Origin of the sequence: Chitinophaga pinensis DSM 2588 (genome assembly GCF_000024005.1) — a bacterium.
Classification (GTDB): Bacteria; Bacteroidota; Bacteroidia; order Chitinophagales; family Chitinophagaceae; genus Chitinophaga; species Chitinophaga pinensis.
Genome location: NC_013132.1, coordinates 1,112,755 through 1,135,306 on the forward strand (window position 1 = coordinate 1,112,755; position 22,552 = coordinate 1,135,306).

General features: G+C 45.1%; 23 protein-coding genes. 12 read left to right on the forward strand and 11 right to left on the reverse strand.

Annotation, left to right across the window (positions count from 1 at the left end):
- Positions 1–72 precede the first annotated feature (72 nt).
- Both CPIN_RS04575 and CPIN_RS04580 read left to right on the forward strand, forming a co-directional pair.
- Positions 73–627 (forward strand): RNA polymerase sigma factor, encoded by a 555-nt coding sequence (locus tag CPIN_RS04575; protein WP_245552082.1) that lies wholly within the window; start codon positions 73–75, stop codon positions 625–627.
- Between the two features lie 13 nt (positions 628–640).
- Positions 641–1,981: a TonB family protein gene (locus CPIN_RS04580; RefSeq protein WP_012788604.1), complete on the forward strand. Its 1,341-nt coding sequence runs from the start codon at positions 641–643 to the stop codon at positions 1,979–1,981.
- A 9-nt stretch (positions 1,982–1,990) separates the two neighbouring features.
- Here CPIN_RS04580 and CPIN_RS04585 read toward each other — a convergent pair whose 3' ends face one another.
- The 7 genes from CPIN_RS04585 to mutY form a co-directional block, all read right to left on the reverse strand.
- The gene (locus tag CPIN_RS04585) at positions 1,991–2,191 is read right to left on the reverse strand and encodes a YqaE/Pmp3 family membrane protein (RefSeq protein WP_012788605.1); all 201 of its coding nucleotides are present in this window, start codon (positions 2,189–2,191) and stop codon (positions 1,991–1,993) included.
- Positions 2,192–2,203: 12 nt separating this feature from the next.
- Complete coding sequence (locus CPIN_RS04590) at positions 2,204–3,580, reverse strand: LutB/LldF family L-lactate oxidation iron-sulfur protein (protein ID WP_012788606.1); 1,377 nt, start codon at positions 3,578–3,580, stop codon at positions 2,204–2,206.
- A 136-nt stretch (positions 3,581–3,716) separates the two neighbouring features.
- On the reverse strand, positions 3,717–4,292 hold the full coding sequence (locus CPIN_RS04595; protein WP_012788607.1) for a DUF3109 family protein: 576 nt from the start codon (positions 4,290–4,292) through the stop codon (positions 3,717–3,719).
- 88 nt (positions 4,293–4,380) lie between these two features.
- Entirely contained in the window at positions 4,381–4,983 is a 603-nt protein-coding gene (gene gldD / locus CPIN_RS04600; protein WP_012788608.1) for a gliding motility lipoprotein GldD, read from the reverse strand.
- 30 nt (positions 4,984–5,013) lie between these two features.
- Positions 5,014–6,375 carry a gliding motility-associated protein GldE gene (gene gldE, locus CPIN_RS04605; RefSeq protein WP_187294742.1) on the reverse strand — a complete coding sequence of 454 codons (1,362 nt, stop codon included), beginning with the start codon at positions 6,373–6,375 and terminating at the stop codon, positions 5,014–5,016.
- Positions 6,376–6,543: 168 nt separating this feature from the next.
- The gene (locus CPIN_RS04610; protein WP_012788610.1) at positions 6,544–6,999 is read right to left on the reverse strand and encodes a single-stranded DNA-binding protein; all 456 of its coding nucleotides are present in this window, start codon (positions 6,997–6,999) and stop codon (positions 6,544–6,546) included.
- Positions 7,000–7,181: 182 nt separating this feature from the next.
- A complete protein-coding gene (mutY, locus tag CPIN_RS04615) occupies positions 7,182–8,246 on the reverse strand; it encodes an A/G-specific adenine glycosylase (RefSeq protein WP_012788611.1) in 1,065 nt (354 codons plus the stop codon).
- Between the two features lie 573 nt (positions 8,247–8,819).
- On the opposite strand from mutY, the gene CPIN_RS04620 reads away from it, so the two are divergent.
- The 4 genes from CPIN_RS04620 (at position 8,820) to CPIN_RS04635 (ending at position 13,764) form a co-directional block, all read left to right on the forward strand.
- On the forward strand, positions 8,820–9,107 hold the full coding sequence (locus CPIN_RS04620; RefSeq protein ID WP_012788612.1) for an HU family DNA-binding protein: 288 nt from the start codon (positions 8,820–8,822) through the stop codon (positions 9,105–9,107).
- 2 nt (positions 9,108–9,109) lie between these two features.
- Complete coding sequence (locus tag CPIN_RS04625) at positions 9,110–9,973, forward strand: tetratricopeptide repeat protein (protein WP_012788613.1); 864 nt, start codon at positions 9,110–9,112, stop codon at positions 9,971–9,973.
- A 436-nt stretch (positions 9,974–10,409) separates the two neighbouring features.
- The gene (locus tag CPIN_RS04630) at positions 10,410–11,960 is read left to right on the forward strand and encodes an Rne/Rng family ribonuclease (protein WP_012788614.1); all 1,551 of its coding nucleotides are present in this window, start codon (positions 10,410–10,412) and stop codon (positions 11,958–11,960) included.
- A 154-nt stretch (positions 11,961–12,114) separates the two neighbouring features.
- Positions 12,115–13,764 carry a L,D-transpeptidase family protein gene (locus CPIN_RS04635; RefSeq protein WP_012788615.1) on the forward strand — a complete coding sequence of 550 codons (1,650 nt, stop codon included), beginning with the start codon at positions 12,115–12,117 and terminating at the stop codon, positions 13,762–13,764.
- A gap of 44 nt (positions 13,765–13,808) precedes the next feature.
- Here CPIN_RS04635 and CPIN_RS04640 read toward each other — a convergent pair whose 3' ends face one another.
- Positions 13,809–14,189 (reverse strand): RidA family protein, encoded by a 381-nt coding sequence (locus CPIN_RS04640; protein ID WP_146303298.1) that lies wholly within the window; start codon positions 14,187–14,189, stop codon positions 13,809–13,811.
- A gap of 61 nt (positions 14,190–14,250) precedes the next feature.
- Between CPIN_RS04640 and CPIN_RS04645 the strand changes: the two genes are divergently transcribed.
- The 6 genes from CPIN_RS04645 to CPIN_RS04670 all read left to right on the forward strand — a co-directional run bounded on the left by CPIN_RS04645 (position 14,251) and on the right by CPIN_RS04670 (position 19,234).
- A complete protein-coding gene (locus tag CPIN_RS04645) occupies positions 14,251–14,928 on the forward strand; it encodes a 3-hydroxyacyl-CoA dehydrogenase family protein (RefSeq protein ID WP_012788617.1) in 678 nt (225 codons plus the stop codon).
- A 19-nt stretch (positions 14,929–14,947) separates the two neighbouring features.
- A complete protein-coding gene (tsaB, locus tag CPIN_RS04650; protein WP_012788618.1) occupies positions 14,948–15,625 on the forward strand; it encodes a tRNA (adenosine(37)-N6)-threonylcarbamoyltransferase complex dimerization subunit type 1 TsaB in 678 nt (225 codons plus the stop codon).
- Positions 15,626–15,918: 293 nt separating this feature from the next.
- Positions 15,919–16,278 carry an ArsR/SmtB family transcription factor gene (locus tag CPIN_RS04655; protein ID WP_012788619.1) on the forward strand — a complete coding sequence of 120 codons (360 nt, stop codon included), beginning with the start codon at positions 15,919–15,921 and terminating at the stop codon, positions 16,276–16,278.
- 239 nt (positions 16,279–16,517) lie between these two features.
- A complete protein-coding gene (locus tag CPIN_RS04660) occupies positions 16,518–17,921 on the forward strand; it encodes an MBL fold metallo-hydrolase (RefSeq protein ID WP_012788620.1) in 1,404 nt (467 codons plus the stop codon).
- 97 nt (positions 17,922–18,018) lie between these two features.
- The gene (locus CPIN_RS04665; protein WP_012788621.1) at positions 18,019–18,828 is read left to right on the forward strand and encodes a glucose 1-dehydrogenase; all 810 of its coding nucleotides are present in this window, start codon (positions 18,019–18,021) and stop codon (positions 18,826–18,828) included.
- A gap of 73 nt (positions 18,829–18,901) precedes the next feature.
- Entirely contained in the window at positions 18,902–19,234 is a 333-nt protein-coding gene (locus tag CPIN_RS04670) for a BON domain-containing protein (protein WP_012788622.1), read from the forward strand.
- A 58-nt stretch (positions 19,235–19,292) separates the two neighbouring features.
- Here CPIN_RS04670 and CPIN_RS04675 read toward each other — a convergent pair whose 3' ends face one another.
- The 3 genes from CPIN_RS04675 to CPIN_RS04685 are packed head-to-tail and all read right to left on the reverse strand — an operon-like array spanning position 19,293 to position 22,519.
- Positions 19,293–20,150: a lysophospholipid acyltransferase family protein gene (locus CPIN_RS04675; protein WP_012788623.1), complete on the reverse strand. Its 858-nt coding sequence runs from the start codon at positions 20,148–20,150 to the stop codon at positions 19,293–19,295.
- 11 nt (positions 20,151–20,161) lie between these two features.
- Positions 20,162–21,760, reverse strand: a complete 1,599-nt coding sequence (nadB, locus tag CPIN_RS04680) for an L-aspartate oxidase (protein WP_012788624.1) — start codon at positions 21,758–21,760, stop codon at positions 20,162–20,164.
- Between the two features lie 60 nt (positions 21,761–21,820).
- On the reverse strand, positions 21,821–22,519 hold the full coding sequence (locus CPIN_RS04685; RefSeq protein ID WP_012788625.1) for a lysoplasmalogenase: 699 nt from the start codon (positions 22,517–22,519) through the stop codon (positions 21,821–21,823).
- Positions 22,520–22,552 lie beyond the last annotated feature (33 nt).

Genomic DNA, 22,552 nt, shown 5'->3' on the forward strand with positions numbered 1-22,552 from the left:
TGCCAGTGCTTTTTTGCTAAAAATTCTTTACTATTGTCCATCTAATCTATGGCCTTTTTACACCATAATATCATGAAAGATGCTGATGATGCCGTGTTGATCCTGGAGTACAAACGCTCCGGTCAGCTCGACTATCTGGCTGCGTTGTACCAACGCTACATGAATCTGGTATATGGTGTATGTCTCCGCTATTTTGATGAAGAGTCCAGTAAGGATGTCGTTATGCAGATCTTTGAGGAGCTGATCGTTAAGTTGCAGCAGCATGAGGTTCAGAACTTTAAGAGCTGGCTGCATGTGCTGACGAAGAACCATTGTCTGATGAAACTGCGTTCCATGAAAAACAGGGAGGGAAAGGAAATTTCCCTTGACGGACTACCTGTTATGGAAAATGACTCTTTTGCACATCATGAGAATGGAGTTAACATAGAAGTACATCTGCAGGGCATGGAAAAATGCCTGGATGCTTTGCCGGAAGAGCAGAAGCGAAGTGTAGATCTATTCTATCTCAAAGAGAAAAGCTATAAAGAGGTCGCGGATATCACCGGATATGACATGAAAAAGGTCAAAAGTTATATCCAGAATGGTAAGCGCAACCTGAAAATCTGTATGGAACAACAAGATGCCTGATAAGCACAGTCATATGAACCATAGCGTTGATCCGGAGCTGATCCGCAAATATCTGGCAGGAGAGCTGGATAATAAGGCGATGCATGCTCTGGAGAAGCAGGCGCTGGATGATCCGTTTCTGGCGGATGCCCTGGACGGGTTTGCTGAGCGCAAGCCTGATCAGCGGATGCATCTGGCTGATCTTAGCAAGCGATTGGAGGTTCGTGTAAAGGGTAAGGAAGAGCGGAAAATTATCCCGATGATCAACCTGGACAGGCGTTGGCTGGCAGCGGCAGGTATCCTGTTGCTGGTGATGGGTGGTTTGTTCTGGATGTGGCGTTCCGGTTTCAGGGGCGCTCAGTCTATTGCCTACAAATCTGCAGATGTAGCAGATAGTGCTATTACTGATACCTTACAATATTATAACCAGGAAGAACCGATGGCCTGGGGCAATAAAGCCGAAAAACTCCGGGGTATCAGCATCGCTCCGGATACCGGCAGCCATATTTTCCCCGGAAATATGGCTGCTGAGTCTAAGGGCATTGCAGGTATTTTAAGAAGAGAATCGGATACCGTGGCGCTGGCAATGGCGCCGGCACCGTCGCCTGTTGCAGCTGCACCGACCTTTATGGCAGAAAAGGCAGACAGAGCGGATACCATTGATACGAAGATTGTGGATGTGGCCATCGCCAATCCCAAAGAGATAATGCCTGAGAAAGAGAAAGAAAGTGATGCGCGATACAGAAACCTATATGCCGCAAAACCAATCGTCGCTAACCGCTTTATCAGGGGGCAGGTCAACGATGGAAAAACCGGTCTGGCTGGTGTTGCGGTAAGACTTGAGGGTACCACACAAGGAGTGGTGACAGGGGCGGATGGTTTCTTCTCGCTGAATGTACCGGATACGGCAAAAAATGTGAATCTTGTTACATCCTATATCGGATTTAAACAGCAAAGACTGAGTGTTTCACCAAGAGAGAATCACCTGGATATTACTCTGAAAGAAGATAATAGTAGTCTGAGCGATGTAGTCGTAACCGGTTATGATAAAAAGTTCAGCAAGAAACCGGGTAATATTTATCAGCCACCAATGCCAGCGGAAGGATACGACAGTTATAATGAATACCTTTCAAAGAATACCCGTTATCCTGCTTCCGCAGCTGCTGATAATGTAAAGGGCAGGGTAAAAGTGTCGTTCCGGGTACAGCCTGACGGCTCACTGGAAGACTTTAAGATAGTCAGACGTTTACAGCCTGACTGTGATGCGGAAGCATTGCGATTGATAAAAGAAGGCCCCGGATGGACGCCTGCATCCGATAGAACGACAGCGCGCGTTACCGTGGAAGTTTATTTCCCGGCTAAAACTCCCAGATAATTAAATTAACTACCTGTTTTGCTTCATTGCTTTGACAATTTTCCGTGTTCTACGGTCTTCCCGTGCATTTTGAAGGGATATAACGGCCCATATAGCGGCAGGGATCCAGCCGATCAATGTGATCTGTAGTAACAGGCATAATATACCTGTTAAGATCTTTCCTCTTAACATAAAGGAGAGCCAGGGTAACAAGATGGCGATAAGTGTCATATCAAAAAGGTACTATTTTTTTCTCTCTTTCCACAGCTGGTTAAAGGATTTCGGTGCGAATACAGGAAGGGATCTGTCGTCACCCCAGGCTTGTGAGAAGAATTTCTTCATGAAGAAGTTTTTGGCGCCGCCGCCTACGAGGTTCATCATCCGGCGGCTCAGACTTGCCTGTTTCCAGCCAAACCAGGACATTTTTTCTCCTCCGGAGGTATAATTCTCTTCCACCGCTTTATGACGATTATGGAGCAGTAATTCGTGTACGTTGATCCTTACAGGGCATACCTCTGTGCAGTTGCCACAGAGAGAAGAGGCATAGCTGAGGTGCATGAATGATTCCATACCCTGCAGGTGTGGAGTAATCACGGATCCGATAGGACCGCTATAGGTGGTACCGTAACTATGACCACCGATATTTTTATAGACCGGGCAGGCGTTCAGGCAGGAGCCGCAGCGGATACAATAGAGGCTTTCGCGGGCTTCTGTATCGGCCAGAATGTTGGTACGGCCGTTATCCATGAGGATAACGTACATTTCTTCCGGGCCATCCGTCTCATTTTCCTGGCGGGGGCCGCTGAAAATAGAGTTGTAAACGGTTACCTGCTGACCGGTACCATAGGTAGCCAGTAGGGGCCAGAACATCGCCAGGTCATTGATAGAAGGCAGCATCTTTTCGATACCTACCAGGACGATATGTGTTTTAGGAAAGGCGGTACTGAGACGTGCATTTCCTTCATTTTCGGTAACAGCGATGCCGCCGATATCGGCAATGATGAAGTTAGCGCCGGTAATACCGATTTCTGCGTCGAGGTATTTCTGACGGAGTTTTTCTCTGGCTACCAGAGTCATTTCCTGGGGCGTCAGATCGGGCGGAGTGCCCAGTTTCTCTGCGAACAGTCTTGCCACGTCTTCCTTGCTTTTATGCATGGCAGGCGTCACGATATGATAAGGTGGTTCACCGTCCAGCTGTTGAATGTATTCACCCAGGTCGGTTTCTACACATTCGATATTATGCTGTGCCAGGAAGTGATTCAGGTGCACTTCTTCCGTGGCCATGGACTTACTTTTTACGATGCTTTTGCAGTTCTTGGCTTCGCAGATAGCGAGTATTTCTTCCAGTACCTGTTGTGTATTCTCTGCCCAGATCACTTTACCACCTCTGCGGGTGAAGTTGCTTTCAAATTCCTCCAGGTGTTTATCCAGGTGTTCCAGTGCTCTCCACTTGATATTCTTGGCTCTTTCGCGTGCGGTGGTCAGATCGGCAAACTGTTGTTTACCAGCTTTCACGGCAGTATTATACTTACCGATATTGAAGTTGATCGTCTGGCGATGTACAAGGTTTGTCGCTTTCTTCTCACTGTTTTCAAGAAAAGTGGAGGCGTTCTGATGCATAAGTTGTCGAGATTGCTGATTTCGGAATTACAAAACCCATACCGGTTTACGGTATGTATGGATTGAATAAAAAAACAACTGTTAGTTAGTACGGAGTAAAGATAGCGAATGCAGGAATAGCATCAGCAACCGGCTATTATTCAGCTTTGTATTGTTTTGTTGCGATTTTGTCCAGCACCTGATAGAATTCTTCTCCGTATTTGCGGATCAGTGCTTCCCGGAGAAAGCGGTATACCGGTACACGGAGGCTTTTGCCGTTTTTGCAGGCTGGTTTACAGATGTCCCATCTGTCGTAGTTAAGAGCTTCGAATGCCTCATATTTTGTGACCCGGATAGGGTAGAGGTGGCAGGAGATCGGCTTTTTGTAGTCTACAACGCCTTCGTTATAAGCTTTTTCTATGCCGCAGCCGACAACGCCATGGTCATCGATTACTGCGTAAGCGCAGATGCCTTTATTTACGATTGGCGTCACATAGCCGTATTCATCATCGGTGGTATGTGTACCTGTTTTTTCTATTTCGGCGATGCCGTCGGGCCGAAGGTAGGATTTGATCTTCGGATAGATCTTCTTGAGTTTCTTCACTTCCTCCTTATCCAGCGGCGCTCCGCAATCACCTGCAACGCAGCAGGCGCCTTTACAGGCTCCCAGGTTGCAGACGAACTGTTCCTCAATAACTTCGTCGCTGATATACTTATCGTCAATAATGATCATAAATAAATTGATGGTCGATAGTCCGATGGCGTTGGCATGACAGCGGACCGGATTCCTTAAAAACGCAAAGTTACAAAATAGTCGAAGACTATCGCCACTTCAGCGTTTCAACAAGGTGCCACATATCTTCCTGGAGGAATTGTTGTACTGGTGCGAGGGAGTCTGCGTTGGGGGCCGCATCGAAATACAGCGCTCCGCGCAGGAAGTGCACGGTGGAGTCTGTTGCGTAGAATTGTTTGGCGGAGGCGGCATTACCACCTACGTCATAGAATTCACCGGAGACGTTAAAGGGCGTTTGTATTGTTTTTTCCTCAATATATTCTGCCTTATAAGTGTGTTTATAAGTCATCTTAAAGGCGTCATTGACGAGTTGCTGGAAATTATTTTTATCGTTTTTACCGATTTCCTTGTAGCTCATGTAGATTTTACCGTTCAGGGAAGGGAATTCGACATTGATCCAGTAGGGATTTTCGGTTTTCTGCCCGAAGAAGAGGCTGTCTTTGACGATATTGGCATAGACAGGGTACTCGAAGGTGTATGGATAACCGGGTACGTCAAATATGCGATATTCCCTTTTGGGGAAGTTAATCTGAAAATAGCCGCGTGGTTTGGGCGTATAAGATTGTTCGCAGGCTGCAAAGGTAGATGCAAGCAACAGCAAAAGCCAGATGGTATTCCCGGTTAATTTCATAGTAAGCTTCTTGTAGTTAGGTGTACTGCACTATTTCTCGTCTTCCACATTTTGCCTGATGGTGACCTGTACTTTCTGGATGCGCATTTTGCTTACTTCCAGTACGGTAAAGTCGTATTCTTCGTGGGATATCACGCTGTTTTCTTCCGGGAATTTACCTGCCAGTTCGAGGATCAGTCCACCGATAGAGTCACTTTCTCCTTTCACGACTTCAAATGTATCGGGAGGGACGTTCATGATCCGGCAAACGTCATTGAGCATGGTTTTGCCTTCAAAAACGTATGTATTATTATCTACTTTGCTGTAGTTGAATTCTTCTTCATCGAATTCGTCTTTGATATCACCGATTACTTCTTCCACGATGTCTTCCAGGGTAACGATACCGGAAGTACCACCAAATTCGTCTACGACTACGGCAAAATGCATACGTCTGTTCTGGAATTCTGCGAGGAGGTCTTCGATCAGTTTATGGCCGTGTACGAAGAAGGGTTGGCGCATAACGGTGTGCCAGTCAAAGCTTTTGCCTTTATCGAGGTGGGGCAGGAGGTCTTTGGTATGGATTACGCCGACGATATTATCGAGGTTGCCTTTGTATACGGGGAGGCGGGAGTAGTGCAGGTCAGCCACGCGTTTTACGACGATATCGAAGTTATCGTCATATTCGATACCGGATACGTCGAGACGTGTGTGCATGATCTGTTTAACGGTGATATTGCCGAATTTCAGGATACCTTTCAGGATATTTTTTTCTTCCTGGGAGGCGGTTGGATCGACGCTCATTTCGATGGCTTCGTCGATCTCCTGGTAATTGACAGCGCCGCTGCCTCTGTGGAAGAAGCGGGCTTCAATGCTTTCGCTGAGACTAACGTAAAAGTCGCTGACAGGTTCGAGGGTCGCGTGTACGAGACTGACGAACCAGGCGAAGTAGGTGGCGAACCGGATATTGTTTTGTGCTGCCCATACTCTTGGCAGTACCTGCCCACAGAAGAGGAGTACGAAGATGATAATGGCTATACGTACTACAAAAGACACAACCGGAACGGTCTGGAGGTCTTCCATCTGGGTGATGAGGTAGCTGGTGACCATGATAAAGGCGAGGGAGAGCAGAATACCGGCTATCTGGAGAGAGGCCAGCAGGGAGCGGGGCTTTTCCAATAGTTTGGTAATCAGCTTTCCGCTGGTGTTCTGCCTTGTTTTCAGGGCGTTCAGGTCTTTATAGTTCAGGGAGAAGAATGCCACTTCTGCGCCGGAGACGATAAAAGCCATGAGGAGTAGTATGAATATCACAAGCAGATAGATAACCACGTTGGGAGTGGCGATGGGCGCCGCTGCTTGTAACAGGGTAAGCTTACCAGGTAAAATGCTTGCCGGATAGGTGTACAAAATGTTCAACTTTGACGTGATAAATATTAGAACCCCGAGCATATAGCAAAGTAAGTTCCAAAAAAATGGGAAAGTAATTCAGGTCTTAAATTGAATCGCTTTCCCTATATGCAAATATAAGTAATGTCCCATAAAGGGATTATCAATCAAAAAGAATTAATATTTTTTATTGGATAGTTAAAAAGGAAGATCGTCCGCTGTGTCGTTCAGTTGGGGGGGTATTTCCATATTGGGGAAATTATCACCGGTATTGCTGCCTGTGTTGCTATGATGTATGGCATGTTCAGTGTTGTTCAGGTCCATACGTTTATCCAGCATAACAAGGTTATCACCTACTACTTCAGTGGCAAACTTCTTATTACCCTCCTTGTCTTCCCAGCTGCGGGTACGGAGGCGTCCTTCAATATATACAAGACTTCCCTTGTGCAGGTACTTTTGGGCTAATTCCGCCAGTCCGCGCCATAATACAACCGTATGCCATTCTGTTTGGGAAATCAGTTTACCAGCTCTGTCTTTGAATGTTTCTGTAGTCGCCAGGGAAAACTTGGCTACTGCGATATTACCTTCTAAAAACTGTACGTCTGGATCTCTACCCAAGTTGCCAATCAGGATTACTTTATTAACACCTCTCATTGTTGCAGGTTTTAATCTATTGATTTTAAACTATTGAAAATATACGCTTCTTTTAAAATGAACAACCTTTCTAAAGTTAATGTTTTTTTCAAATCGACAGTGAAAATTTTACCGTATAGTTTTTAGCTCAAATACCTTGCCGTAGCAAGTTGAGCGCTGTTCACAGGCAGTAAGTTTTCGTATCAAAAGAGGGTAAGTTCCCTGTTTCTGAGAAAGTCGGTGATGGTTTTAGGAAAGGCGTAAAGATCCAGTTGATCCCTTGGGACGGCGGTGTAGCCGGGGATTTCGGGCTTTTTGCTGACTGAAAGCAGGAGAAACTGGCTATGGATTGTCTGGTGTGTAAGCTGTTGTTTAAAGGTAGCGGAAGCCCCATCCATGTTGTAACGTATATCTTTCATGACTGCTTTGAAGGCTGCAGAGGATAGTAAGGAGCCTGGATCTTCGGGACCAGGAGTTTCTATAAGAATGAACTCATGGAGGTTCTGCCAGATATCATTTTCCGTACGTTTCCGGATATAGACATTCTCTTTATGCTGTAGTACCAGGTAGTAGAAGTAACGCTTTTTAATGACCAGCTTTTTGGATTTTACGGGTAACAGCGCGGTGAGTCCCTGCTGGTAGCCTTTGCATTTTGCGGCAAGCGGACAGCTTTTACAGGCGGGTTGCTGTGGTTTGCATACAACGGCGCCAAAGTCCATAATGGACTGGTTATACGAAGCTGATTTTCCGTGCGGAAGCAGTTCCTGTGCCAGATCGGTAAATTGCTTTTTACCAGCTGTGGTATCGATGGGTGTATCTATATCAAAGAACCGGGACAGCACGCGGAATACGTTGCCATCCAGTACGGCGTGTGGCAGGTTGAATGCAAAGGAGGCGATAGCCGCGGATGTATAGGGGCCTACACCTTTGAGCGATTGTATGGTTTCGTATGTATTCGGGAAATGACCGTGATACTGAGATGCGATCTGTTTGGCGGCTGCCAGCATATTTTTACAGCGGGCATAATAACCCAGTCCCTGCCAGAGGCGGAACACTGCTTCTTCCGGCGCAGCGGCCAGTTCCTGAACGGTCGGATAGTTTAAGATAAACTTCTCGTAGTAGGCCCATCCCTGTTCCACACGTGTTTGCTGGAGTATAATTTCAGACAGCCATATCCGGTAGGGATCTTTCTCACCTTTCCATGGCATAGAACGCGTATTCTCGTTATCGTTCCATTCCAGGAGTGCATTCGTAAAAAACTGCTTCATTTCTGCAAATATAATGGGATGATCGGGAACGGGAATAATGGTAAAAGGGGAGATGGTTGTATAGAAAATATTTAGTGTATGTACTGTGGCTGGTCGCCCCTAAAAAATCCATCGGTTGCAAATGGATATATTTAAGATAATATTCAACTGTTAGGGCGGCGCAGTAAAATGGAACAGAAGTTGTTGAGATATAGACGAATATGGTAAAAAATGCGTTATAATAAAGAAAGAGTGGTTATCTGTTAATGGCTGAACAGGAGAGTTTTTTTTTCATTAAGTGAAGAAAAAAAAGACGAAATGAATATTATTTTTTGTATATTCGTTAATGAGTGGTTTAGTGAATTATTGTGATTTACCCTAATGAATATGTACTTGTACTGGCCTCGCATATGGAATCATTCACTTTCCAGGTAGCTCATTACTCGTATTTTTCTGACTACTAATAAGCTGATTAGCAAATAAATATATTATATAAAACTCTGGTATAAGAAAAAAGTATAAAATTTATTTGCTTAAAATTCAGCAATTAAAAAAAATAAATAATTTTGGGACAAGTAATCCTTCGCTTCAATTATGAGAAAAGCTGACTTAATTAACAATATTGCTGAAAAAACCGGCATACCTAAAGTAGATGTGTTAGTAACACTAGAAGCCATGTTTAAGGAGGTCAAGGAAGCGTTGGCTAATGGCGAGCATATCTATATCAGGGGCTTTGGTAGCTTCATTACGAAAAAGAGAGCTGCTAAAATTGGCCGTAACATCAAGAAGAACGTTGCCGTAGAGATTCCGGAACATTTTATTCCGGCGTTTAAGCCTTCTAAAGAATTCGTTGCAGAAGTAAAGAAGCTTAAAAGTTTGTAGTTTTGCAGCCTAATATTTTAGGCGTGCAAAAATCACAGATTCTCTTGGTCGGTGCCGCAGCGACATTACTCGTAGTATTAGTCGCCTTCGGCCGCACCGTGCCTCATTCGGATAAAAAAGCGATGCCAACTGCCGCTCATATGCATGACGGACAGGAGGGAAAACCTATTGCCTTTGATGAATTGCTGGCGTCTGCCAAGCAAAAAATCCCTGCAGATAAACTCGTGGCCATCACCGCTCTTGAAAACAAGACGGTGCGGGGTGACGTGAAGACTCAGCAAATAGACGCTTACAAACAGTTATATGCCTCCTGGGACAGTCTTAACCAACTGCCCATAGCTGCGTATTATCTTGGCGAATCAGCCAAGTTGGAAAATTCCGAAAAAAGCCTCACCTTTGCAGCCAATTTATTTTTAGAACATCTGGAGCACGCAGAGGACCCTGCTATTGCCAAATGGGAAAGTTCACAGGCTATCAGCCTGTTGGGTCAGGCTATTGAGCTGAATCCTAAGAACGACTCCCTGAAGATTAAACAGGCACTGCTGTATATGAATACAGGAGAACCTATGGTAGGCGTCCAAAAATTGCGGGATGTGGTAGCGGCCAATCCTGATAATGCAGAAGCTCAGATAACATTGGCAAATCTAGCTATACAGTCTAATCAGTTTGATAAAGCCATAGAAAGGATGGAGTCGTTCACTCAGAAACATCCTGACGAGGCTAAAGCTGTATTTGTATTAGCAGAAGCGTATCGCGGCAAAGGTGATATCAAAAAGGCGGTCGAATTACTGGAACACTGTAAGACACTGTTAAATGATCCCTCACTGAAGGCTGAAATAGATAATTATATTAAGAGTATTAAATAATATTCATTTTTCTAAACATTTAAAAACTTATTAGCGTATGCCTTGCGGTAAGAAAAGAAAAAGACATAAGATAGCCACTCACAAACGTAAAAAAAGACTGAGAAAGAACCGGCATAAGAAGAATAAGAAATAATTTTCTCCTGTTTCCCGCCATTTATACTAACCAGGTTTTATTTGCGGCGCGGTGATCGGATAAAAATTTTTATATATCCTGCATGATTTTAGCGATTATGATTAAATTGCTGGAGTCATGCAGGTTTTTTCCACAAATCCCGCTTAGAATTCCGGATATTACCTGCTGATCGCTGAACCCTTAAGCAATCCATCATCACGTATGCTGGCCTTTCGCCAGCAGTAATCTGGTATGCAGTACGCTGTTGTTAAATAGCCGTGCATAACTCAAAGGTGAAGTTATAATGGTTAAAATTTTGGACGCTTGAACAAGGAACTTATTATAAATGCGGCACCTACTGGTGTGGAAATAGCGTTGCTGGAAGATAAGAAACTGGTGGAATTGCATCACGAAAGCGGCAATCCCAACTTTTCTGTAGGGGATTTATACCTCGGGCGGGTGAAAAAATTGATCCCGGGCCTTAATGCGGCTTTTGTTGATGTGGGTTTCGAGAAAGATGCTTTCTTACATTACACAGACCTTAGCCCATATATACGTTCTATACTCAAATTTACCCAGCAGGCTATTTCAGATAAAACCCCAGAGGGGTTTGACTTTACAAAGTTTAAGAATGAGCCGGAGATTGTAAAAACCGGCAAAATCACAGATGTGCTGGGCGGTAAGCCTAACATCCTGGTGCAGATCTTAAAAGAACCGATTTCCTCCAAAGGTCCTCGTCTTAGTTGCGAAATTTCTCTTCCCGGAAGATTCATCGTGTTAACACCCTTTAATGACATTGTCGCAGTATCTAAAAAGATACACTCTTCCGAAGAAAGAAAAAGACTACAAAAAATAGTCGAAGCGATCAAAACACCCAATTTTGGTGTGATCGTACGTACCGCGGCAGAAGGAAAGAAAACGGCTGAACTGCATGAGGACCTGACAACACTTGTGGAAACCTGGAAAAATATTCAGGCTAACCTGCGCGGTGCACAACCTCCGCAGAAAATCCTGAGTGAACAGGCCAAGACTACCAGCATCTTACGTGATCTTCTTAACGAGAGCTTTAACCGAATTGTGATCAATGATCGCAACATGTATTCTGATACCAGGGCCTATATCCAAAAGATTGCCCCTGAAAAACAGGATATTGTACAGCATTATCACAACGGCGCTCCTATCTTCGATCATTATGGCGTTACCCGCCAGGTGAAAGCTTCCTTCGGGAAAACAGTCAACCTGGACAGTGGCGTATACCTGATCATAGAAGCGACAGAAGCTTTACATGTCATCGACGTTAACAGCGGATACAAAAGCTCCAGCAATAACCAGGAACAGAATGCCCTCGCATCCAACCTGGAAGCTGCTGCAGAAATAGCCCGTCAGTTACGACTCCGTGACCTGGGTGGTATCATCATCATCGACTTCATTGATATGAAGTTGCCGGAGAATAAGAAAGTAGTATACGAAGCCATGGAGAAATTCATGGCGCAGGACAGAGCAAAACACACCATCCTGCCTATTTCGAAATTCGGTCTGATGCAGATCACCCGCCAACGCGTGAAACCCGAAGTCACTATTTCAGTCGCAGAAGATTGCCCTACCTGTCACGGTACCGGTAAAATCGGCGCTTCCGTTCTGATCATTGACGAAGTCGAAAAGAACCTGCAATACCTGATCAACCATCAGCATAAAGGTCTTACTCTCAGGGTACACCCTATATTTTACTCCTACCTGGCCAAAGGATTCCTTACCTCCCGCCAGTGGAAATGGTACTTCCAGTACAAGAAATGGGTCAAGGTTAAAGCTGACTCCAACTACCATCTGACAGAATATCGCTTCTTTGATGCCAACGAGGAAGAGATCAAATTATAATTTCATCCTAACTGCTTTATCTAAAACGCTTAACACCATATTGTGTTAAGCGTTTTACATTTGTACCATCAAACATTTTATCAGCAAAGGCTGTTTTTCATTTTAATACTTCAAAGGGGACTTTCTGACTCATTACTAAAACAAGGGTACGTTTATGTCTGTACGTTACACATGTCTGTTACTTTCCTCAATCGTCCTGCTGGCCTCCTGTGGTGGAAGATTCAGCAGAAAAAAAGGTATGGTAAGGGATACTTCCCACTATACCAAACAGGAATACATCGATCTCACACTGGACAGCAATGCTGTCAACCTCTTTCTGCAAAAGGATACTGCTTACGCTGACTACATCCGTGATTTCTACCGGCAGCGGGAATTTCACTATGCATGGATCGGCAACGACGGACAACTGACCGAGCAGGCCGGTAACTTCATCAACATGATGAAAGCAGATGCTGATTATGGTTTACATGACAGCACCATTATCAGTAAACCCCTGCGTGAAATGTATGATACGCTCCTGATAGAGGGGGAGAAACTGCGTCCGGGCGATAAAGCCATTCCACGTGCGGAATTACTGCTCACCGCACAGTTCTTTGCCTATGGTAATAAGGTATGGAGCGGATTGACTTCCGACAGTGCCAAGTCGTTGGAATGGTTCATCCCCCGTAAGAAGATCAATATGGAAAGTCTGCTGGATTCTATGGTGAATAAACCTGCCAGCGCTTTTGAAGAGCCGGTGAACAGACAATATAAACTGCTGCGGAATCAGTTAAAGAAACTGTCGGACCTGGAGAAAATGCCGTGGGATTCATTGAAGGCTTCCCGCAAACTATATAAGAAAGAAGAGTCTGACCCGCTTGTTACCAGTGTGAAACAGCGTTTACATCTGCTGGGCGACCTGGCCCTGGCAGATACTTCCCAGTTATTTACACCTGCACTGGATTCGGCTATACGTAATTTCCAGGACCGTACAGGCTTAAAGACAGACGGTACTATTCAGGCGCCTTTGCTGAATGCGCTGAATGTTACACCCCGTCAGCGCATCCGCCAGATCCTGATCAATATGGAACGTATTCGCTGGGTACCGGCAGAACCACCTGCGGAATACCTGCTGGTGAACATACCTGCTTTTAAGTTATATGTCTACAATAATAATAAGCTGGACTGGACGTGTAATGTAGTAGTGGGTAAACCGGGTGCTAACACGGTTATCTTCAGCAATGAGGTGAAATATGTTGTGTTTGCGCCTTACTGGAATGTGCCTCCGGGCATACTGGTCAATGAGGTATTACCAGCGATGAAAAGGAACACCGGTTACCTGGCCAGACAGAATATGGAAGTGGTAACAGGCAGCGGGAGTCCTGTGAATGCCGGTTCGCTGAACTGGGCTAGGTATTCCGGTGGCAATTTCCCTTATATCATTCGTCAGAAACCGGGTGGTCATAATGCATTGGGCAAGGTGAAGTTCCTGTTTCCGAACGAATACAATATTTATCTCCATGATACGCCGTCCAAGGGTTTATTTGGAGAGAACAAGCGTACTTTCAGCCATGGCTGCATCCGTGTATCTGAGCCGCAACATCTTGCGGAGTGGTTACTGCGTAAGGATTCTACCTGGACGCAGAAGAAAATTGTGGAAGCGATGAATGGCAGTAAGGAGAAGTTTGTTACCCTGAAAGAGCGGGTACCGGTATATATCGGATATTTCACGGCTTTCGTGGATAGTGATGGCAGGTTGAATTTCCGGGATGATGTGTACGGACATGATGCAAAACTGGCTGCCACTTTGTTTGGCAACAAATAACAAAAAAGAGTCCGCCTGAAGCGGGCTCTTTTTATTCCGGATAGTTATTTGCTCGCGATCACAGAGATCTCAACATTCACGCCTTTTGGCAGTGCAGCTACCTGTACGGTTTCACGCGCAGGGAAGTCGCTGGTAAAATAGGAACCGTATACTTCATTGATCTGTGCAAAGTCGTTCATGTTCATGATGAAAATGGTCGTCTTCAGTACATTGTTGAAGTCCATACCGGCTGCGGTAAGTATACCTTTCAGGTTTTTCATCACCTGGTGGGTTTCGGTTTTGATATCATCCAGCACCAGTTGATTGGTTTCCGGATTGATGGCTATTTGTCCGGATACAAACAGCAGGTTACCTGACTGTACGGCCTGATTGTACGGACCGATAGGAGCAGGCGCATTATTCGTATTGATGATCTGTTTTTCCATGAGCATAAAAATAGGGTCTTATTATTAGTTATTAATTAATAGGTTTGCGAAAATTTTGCACATGAATATCCTCGTTATAGGAGAGGAGCCGCATTATGCAGCTTTTCTCGAAAAAGGTGGTTTGAATGGGCACCGGGTGCAGCAGGTAATATCGCTGGAGCGGACAGGGTCGCTGGCAGATTATGAGTTGGTGATAGACCTGAATTTTGATGAACATACCGAACGGGCCGGTGTATATGCCCGTTTTCCACAGGTGCCTGTACTTGCTAATATCGTAAGGACTTCGCTGTCAGCACTGATGAATGATTATGCTTTCGAGCAGGGATTCTCTATCATAGGATGTAACTGGTTGCCGGGATTTCTGACAATGTCTGTGATGGAATTATCTGTGATGGATGATGCGCAAACGACTTCGATGCGTAATATTATGACTGTGTTGGGGTGGGAATATGAGATTGTGGAAGACAGGGTCGGACTGGTAACGCCGAGAGTGATCTGTATGATCATTAACGAAGCATATATGGCGGCACAGGAAGGCACTGCGTCAAGAGAAGATATCAATACTGCCATGAGATTAGGGACTAATTATCCGATGGGACCTTTCGAATGGTGTGATAAAATAGGTATTCGTCATGTGTGCGGCGTACTGGACGCTGTGTACAGGGCTACCGGTAATGAACGATATAAAATAAGCGCACTGCTGGCTCGTGAAGCTGGTATGGATGTAGCTGTCATGTGAACTCATTAAACTTAGAACATTGTCTTTAATACTGCATATAGATACAGCAACTTCAGTAGGGTCTGTTTGTTTGTCAAAAGATGGACAGGCATTGCAGACATTGGTGAATGATAAACAGCAGGACCATGCTGCGAGTATGGTATTGTTTGTAAAAGAAATCATGCAGCAGCAGGGTGTTACACCTGCTGATCTTGATGCGGTTGCAGTCAGCGCGGGACCTGGGTCTTATACAGGATTAAGGGTAGGTGTAGCTACGGCAAAAGGACTTTGTTATACATGGGAAAAACCATTGATAGCTGTATCGACCTTACAGATGATGGCGCAGGGTATATTATCCCGTACAAATGATACAGGCGCATTGTATTGCCCGATGCTGGATGCGCGGAGAATGGAAGTATACACAGCTATCTATGATGGGTCGTTGAATATCGTAATTGCTCCCCATGCGTTAATACTCACTTCTGAAGCATTCAGTGAACAGATTGCAAAACATAAAATATACTTTTTTGGAAACGGTAGTGACAAATGGCAACAGTTAATGCCATCAAACCATAATGCGTTGTTTCTTCCTTATATATTGAATGCTGCGGATATGGTACCGTTAGCTACAGCGGCTTTTGCACGTAAAGCATTTGAAGATGTGGCGTATTTCAGCCCATTTTACCTCAAACCTTTCCATTCTACCATGAAAAAATAGGGCGTTCGTAATGTAAAAAATGACCCCCATTCGCATGATAACAGGCTTTTTATGTCTTATTAAGAAGCGTAATCCCAACACTTGTGTCAATTTCTGTCATAGAACTGTCAAATTACGTTTATTTGGCAAGTAATCGGTGTGCATATATTAAAAAATAAGGTATAGAAGTTTTTTTTATTACGACTAATATTATATTTTTGTATAAATCGATACCCGGTTATTGTTGTCTAACAAATATGGGTTTACTGTCCGTTGATCCCTTTCATTTCATCATTTTTTAAAACTATTATGCGATGGAAAAAACATTATTAACGACCTCTTCTAATACTCTTATTATTTCTAGAGGTACCAATGAAAAAGACCAAATTAAATTGGATTACATTGCCGTTAAGAAGGCGGCTATGGTTTTGCGTGCGATAAACCATAAGCTGCGCCAGCAAATGATTAAGTTGCTGGAAGATCACAAAAAAATGACAGTAACTGAAATCTACGTTAAGCTGCGTCTTGAGCAGTCAGTGGCTTCACAGCATCTGGCTATTCTGCGCCGTGCCGGCATTGTGATTACAGAAAGAGATGGTAAGTTCATTCACTATACGATCAACAAACAGCGTATAGCGGAAGTCGCCAAATTTGTAGAGGAGCTGGTAGGCTAATCTGGTTTTGGAGTACTGGTCATTCAGACTACAGAAATAATTCGGGCCTAACTAAGAGTAAATAAAAGGACTTTTAGTTAGGCTCTGATTTTTTGTCATTATTTGTACCTGCTTAGGTACAAATGTGATATACATCGCGGTTATATTCCGGTTATGCTATAACGGGCAGGCTGTTTTATGCCTGATATTCCTGCTCGGATTAAATCCGTAAATTTGCAGAAAATCAGAAATCAACAACCATGTTCGTCAAGCAACTTTACACCAATTGCTTATCAGAAGCCGCCTACTTTATCGAGTCAGAAGGAGAAGCTGTTGTGATAGATCCTTTAAGGGATATTGACGCTTACCTTGATTTAGCTAAAGAGCGTAATGCCACCATTAAATACATTTTTGAGACGCACTTTCATGCCGACTTTGTTTCCGGTCACCTGGACTTAGCTGCTGCTACAAATGCTCCCATCGTATACGGCCCAGAAGCTGTTACCACCTTCCCGATCTATCTCGCAAAAGACGGCGAGAAATTTACCATCGGTAAACTGACACTTGAAGTATTGCATACACCGGGACATACCCTGGAGTCTACCTGCTATCTTTTATCTGATGAAGCGGGGAATCCTCACAGTATATTCACCGGCGATACTTTGTTTGTAGGTGATGTAGGACGTCCTGACCTTTTCAGCGGCAACCTGACCAAAGAAGAACTGGCAGGTTACCTGTTCGACTCACTGAATAACAAGATCAAAGTATTACCTGACAACGTTATTGTTTATCCTGCACATGGTCCCGGATCTTCCTGCGGAAAGAACCTGGGTCCTCATACCTACAGCACACTGGGTGATGAAAAAAGCACCAACTATGCGCTGAAGGCTGCGGATAAAGATGCGTTTATTCAGGAAGTAACTTCCGGTTTGAGTACACCTCCATCTTATTTCCCGATTAATGCACGTATCAACAAAGAGGGATATGATGCATTACAGGCTGTAATGGAGAAAAGCAACCGTGCATTGTCTGTTGCAGAAGTGAAGGAAAAACTGAAAGATGAAATACTGATTCTTGATACACGTCCTGCTGCTGAATTTACAGAAGGATTTGTACCAGGTTCTATCAGTATCGGTCTGGAAGGCCGTTTTGCTGAATGGGCAGGTAGTCTGCTGCCTTTTGGCGAAGACATCATTCTTGTTACCAGCCCTGGTAAAGAAGAAGAGACCATCGTACGTCTTGCACGTGTAGGATTTGACCACGTAGCCGGTTACCTGGAAGGTGGTTATGATGCCTGGATCGCTGCCGGTGAGCCACGCGATCTGATTATCACTGTAGAACCGGATGAACTGGCCATGGATCTGCCACATGATGAGAACCTGGTCATTGTAGATGTTCGTAAGCCTGCGGAGTATGCAGACGGCCATATCGAAGGCGCGATGAATCTTACCCTCAGCGACATGACAGATCCAGGAAATCTGGCTGATTTCGACGATAATCACAATCTGTATGTACACTGCCAGGGTGGTTACCGTAGCATCATCGCCTGTTCTATCATGAAAAGAGAAGGTATTCACAATCTTCGCAATGTGCAGGGTGGTTACAACGCCATGAAAACACAGGAAGGTCTGAAAGTAGTGCAGGAGAAGAACGTCCTGAACTAAGATAAAATATTGAAAGTTAGAGGCCCCGCAGTATTCCTGCGGGGCCTTTTCTGTTTTTACAGGTATACTTTTTGACCCCTTATGGAAAAACCTTGCAATGGGAAAACTATTAGACGGACAGATTGCACTCGTTACCGGCAGCAGTAGCGGTATTGGCGCTGCTATTGCGGTGGCTTTCGGCGAAGCCGGGGCTACAGTTGTGGTGAACCATCACAGTGACAAAAGTCTGAAAGGCGCCGAAGAAGTACTGGCTAAAATCAAAGCAGCGGGCAGCGACGGTTTTGTTCAGCAATGCGATATCAGTAAAGAAGACGAGGTAAAGAAGATGTATGCGGAAATCTTTTCCCGCTTTGGTACTGTAGACATAGTTGTGGCCAATGCCGGTATCCAGCAGGACGCCAATCTGTTTGACATGACGCTGGAGCAGTGGAATACAGTGATTAATACCAATCTGACAGGCCAGTTCCTTTGTGCGCGTGAAGCCGCGCGGGAATTCAGACGCAGAGGTGTTGTGGAAGGCCGCTCCAAAGCTGCCGGAAAGATCATCTGTATGAGCAGTGTACATGAAGTGATTCCATGGGCAGGACATGTGAATTATGCGGCCAGTAAAGGTGGTGTGAAGCTGTTGATGCAGTCTATGGCACAGGAGCTGGCGCCGCATCGTATCAGGGTTAACGGACTGGCTCCCGGGGCTATTAAAACCCGTATCAATGAAGATGCCTGGGATACGCCCGAAGATGAGAAAAAGCTGCTGGAACTCATTCCATATGGCAGGGTAGGAATACCGGAAGACGTTGCAAAAGCGGCTGTGTGGCTGGCCAGTGACGAGAGTGATTATGTGACGGGAACGACCCTGTTTGTGGATGGTGGCATGACCCTTTATCCTGGTTTTGCAGATAATGGTTGATTAACAGCTATTTGTAATAGAACAATCCGTTGGTCTAGCATGTTATTTGTTTTACTTAGTTAAACTTTTAACCATGAAATGTAAAACTTTCCTGATGGCTGGAATGATGTTCCTTGCCGTATGCTTATTTGCCTGTTCGCCCAGTGATAGCAGCGTTCAGCAATCCGTTAATGAGAAACTCACTGCTTCCCCAGGCGTTACTGCCGAAGTAAAGGAAGGAGTTGTTACCCTGAATGGTGAAGTAGCTGACGATGCCGCAAAAACAGCTGCAGAAGATGCAGTGAAAGGCGTCAGCGGTGTGAAATCTGTGACTAACAACATTATGGTGCAGGCAGCAGTTCCTCCACCACCCCCACCAGCAGCTCCTGATTCTACGATGAAAACAGACAGTGCTGCTATGAAATAGTTTTGTGGCTGAACTGATCAGTCACTACAGGCGTACTGGTCAGTTCAGCTTCTTTTTGTTACTCCCTGTACTCATGTTTCCACCTTCTGTGGCTCCACACCCATACATCGGGTTGCTCCCGGATATTTCCTTCCAGGAATTTTACAAAATCTTCTGTGATCTGCCCTTCCGGCACCGTTGCGGGTTCTTCAAACGCTAATTTCAGGGTAGCGTGATAATACCCTCTTTTTACCTTACGGATATCTACAAAAACAACAGGAATATTGCTTCTGCGGGCGGTCATTTCCGGCCCTTTATAAAATGCGGTCATTTTGTTCAGGAAAGGATACCAGTAACTGCGGCGTGGGTTACCGGGATTCTGATCTGCTACGAGTGCAATCAGGTATTGTTTGTCCATCCAGGGCAACATACTGTTCTTGATATCATTGGCGGGCAACAGTGTACTGCCGGATTTCTCGCGGAAATACCGGAACATACGATCACCCACTTTGCTGGTCAGTGGCATATATACTACCAGGAAAGGAAATTTTACCCCCTGCATACAGAACTGATTCGCCCATTCCCAATTGAAGTTATGTCCCAGATGCATCTGGCAGCTTTTGCCTTCAGCATATAGTTTATGCAGGACGGTCAGGTCGCAGACGAAACGGCGTTGCAGCTGTTGCTGGCTGAGCGTGAGCAATTTGATGGTTTCCACCATCATATCGGTCAGATTGAGATAGTATTTCTTTGCAAGCCGGGTAATTTCTTTCTCCGTTTTATCGGGAAATGCCTGCTTCAGATTCTCAAATACAACTGATTTACGGTAACCAACAACATAATAAATGATCAGGTATAAAACATCACTGATGCGATATAATAACCATAACGGCAATATGGAAATGCCGTACATAAATGCCAGTAACAAATAATACATGTCATCAATTTCTATAACACAATATTCTGTACAAGGGCGCTCTTCTGAGGATAGTCTGTATTAAAGTGTAAACCGCGGCTTTCCTTACGGAATGAAGCTCCTTTTACAATCAGGTAGCCGACGGTGATCAGGTTTCTTAATTCACACAACTGAGGGGATACCTCTGTTCTTTCGTACAACTGTTCTGTTTCTTCATGCAGAATATCCAGCCTGCGGCTTGCACGCTGCATACGTTCATTTGTACGGACGATACCGAGATAATCGCTCATGATCTGTTTGAGCTCTTTCAGGCTCTGGGTGATCAGGATCATTTCTTTTGGGGCTGTCGTACCACCTGCATTCCAGTCAGGTACATGCACCTTATGTGTGATGCTGTTAATTTTTTGCACGCCGTCCAGGTAACAACGATGTGCAAACACCATTGCTTCCAGCAGTGAGTTGGATGCCAGCCTGTTTGCGCCATGCAGACCTGTACTGGAACATTCTCCGCAGGCATACAGGTTATTGATGGACGTACGTCCGTATTCATTTACCTTGATGCCGCCGCAACTATAGTGGGCTGCGGGTGCTACGGGAATCATGTCTTTCTTTACATCTATGCCGGATGCCAGGCATTTTTCATAGATGTTGGGGAAGTGATGAATGAACTTCTCCTGATCCATGTGCCGGCAGTCGAGATATACGTACTCTGTACCGGTGATCTTCATTTCACTGTCTATCGCTCTTGCCACGATATCGCGTGGGGCGAGTGAAAGACGCGGATCATACTTATGCATGAAATCCTCTCCGTGTATATTGCGCAGTATACCGCCGTCGCCACGTACTGCTTCTGTAATCAGGAAAGCGTTGTTCACGCCAGGTTGATACAGGGCGGTCGGGTGGAACTGGATAAACTCCATGTTCTCGATTCTGCCTTTTGCACGGTATACCATTGCTACGCCATCACCGGTGGCAATAGTCGGATTGGTGGTACTGCGGTATACCTGTCCATTACCACCGGTAGCCAGCACGGTAATGCGGCTGAGGATCTTTTCGATCTTGTTGGTCAGCAGGTTCAGTACGTATACGCCGTAACACGCTATATCGGGAGTAGATTTCGTAATGAGGTATCCCAGGTGATGCTGGGTGATCAGGTCTACCACGAAGCAATGGGTGACCATCTCAATATTGGGTTGCTTGTGTACTGCATCGAGCAGCGCACGTTCTATTTCTTTACCGGTAACGTCTTTGTAGTGGATCACGCGGAATTCAGAATGACCGCCTTCTTTACCCAGGGAGAAATCTCCGGCTGCGTTTTTGTCAAAGTTGGCGCCCCATTCAATAATCTCGTTGACACGTTCTGGTCCTTCCTTTACCACTATTTCCACAATCTCTTCATTGCAGAGCCCATCACCTGCGATCAGTGTGTCTTCAATATGCTTTTCAAAGCTGTCGTTTTCGAGATCGTTCACTACAGCAACTCCACCCTGTGCGTATTTGGTATTGGTCTCATCCTCATGTGATTTGGTGATGATGGTAATTTTCTTGTCAGGACATGCTGCCGCTACCTTGAGGGCATAGGTCAATCCTGCTATACCGGAACCAATAACTAAGAAATCTGTTTGTTCCATAAGCTATTCTCGTCAAGCAAGGATCAAATGTACGGTTTAATACGGTTTATTTGCTCCCATTTATTGCACGGCATAGCCCCGGCGCATACGGAGATAGAGTAGTCCGCCGGTAACCAGGCCCCATTGCGCCAGTCCGTACGTCAGCATGATAAGAAAGGTGCCCATTTCCAGGGGGTGGTAGAAGTAATGGATGGCGATAATCGCGCAGGAAATAATATAAAGACCCGCTCCGGCCATGGCATACCAACCGGAAGGCTGTTCTTTCAGTCTGTAGGCATGTTTAACAGCCTGTAACATCACGGAGGCGATACCGGCAAAAATGATCACGGGAATGGTCAGCTGGCCCAGATAGGGTAACATGAAGTAAATAAATGCAATGACAGCTGCCTGTGCGGCAAAGATAAATGCCCACTGACAGCGGGGCAGGGGATAGTTGGAATACCGGATCTTCAGGAAGAATCCTATATACGCCATTAATGAAAACGCAAAGGTGATCAGGCTAAATGAGAAAAACCAGGTATTCTGTTCAGAAAACAGCAGGAACATGTCACCAAAACCTGTGAAGAACAGGGCGGCCAGCATGGAAATCCGGAATACCGAGGGGATGCCTTCAGTGCCCAGCACAAACTGGATGGCCAGTATAAACGGCAACAGGAACTTTGAGGCGTAACTGAGTATATCCAGATGAAACACAATGGCCAAGAGGTGAACAAATAGCGTGACAGCGTACAATATGTTTAATACACTTCTCCCTTGCATAATGAGCGTTATAATATCTTAAAGTACGACATC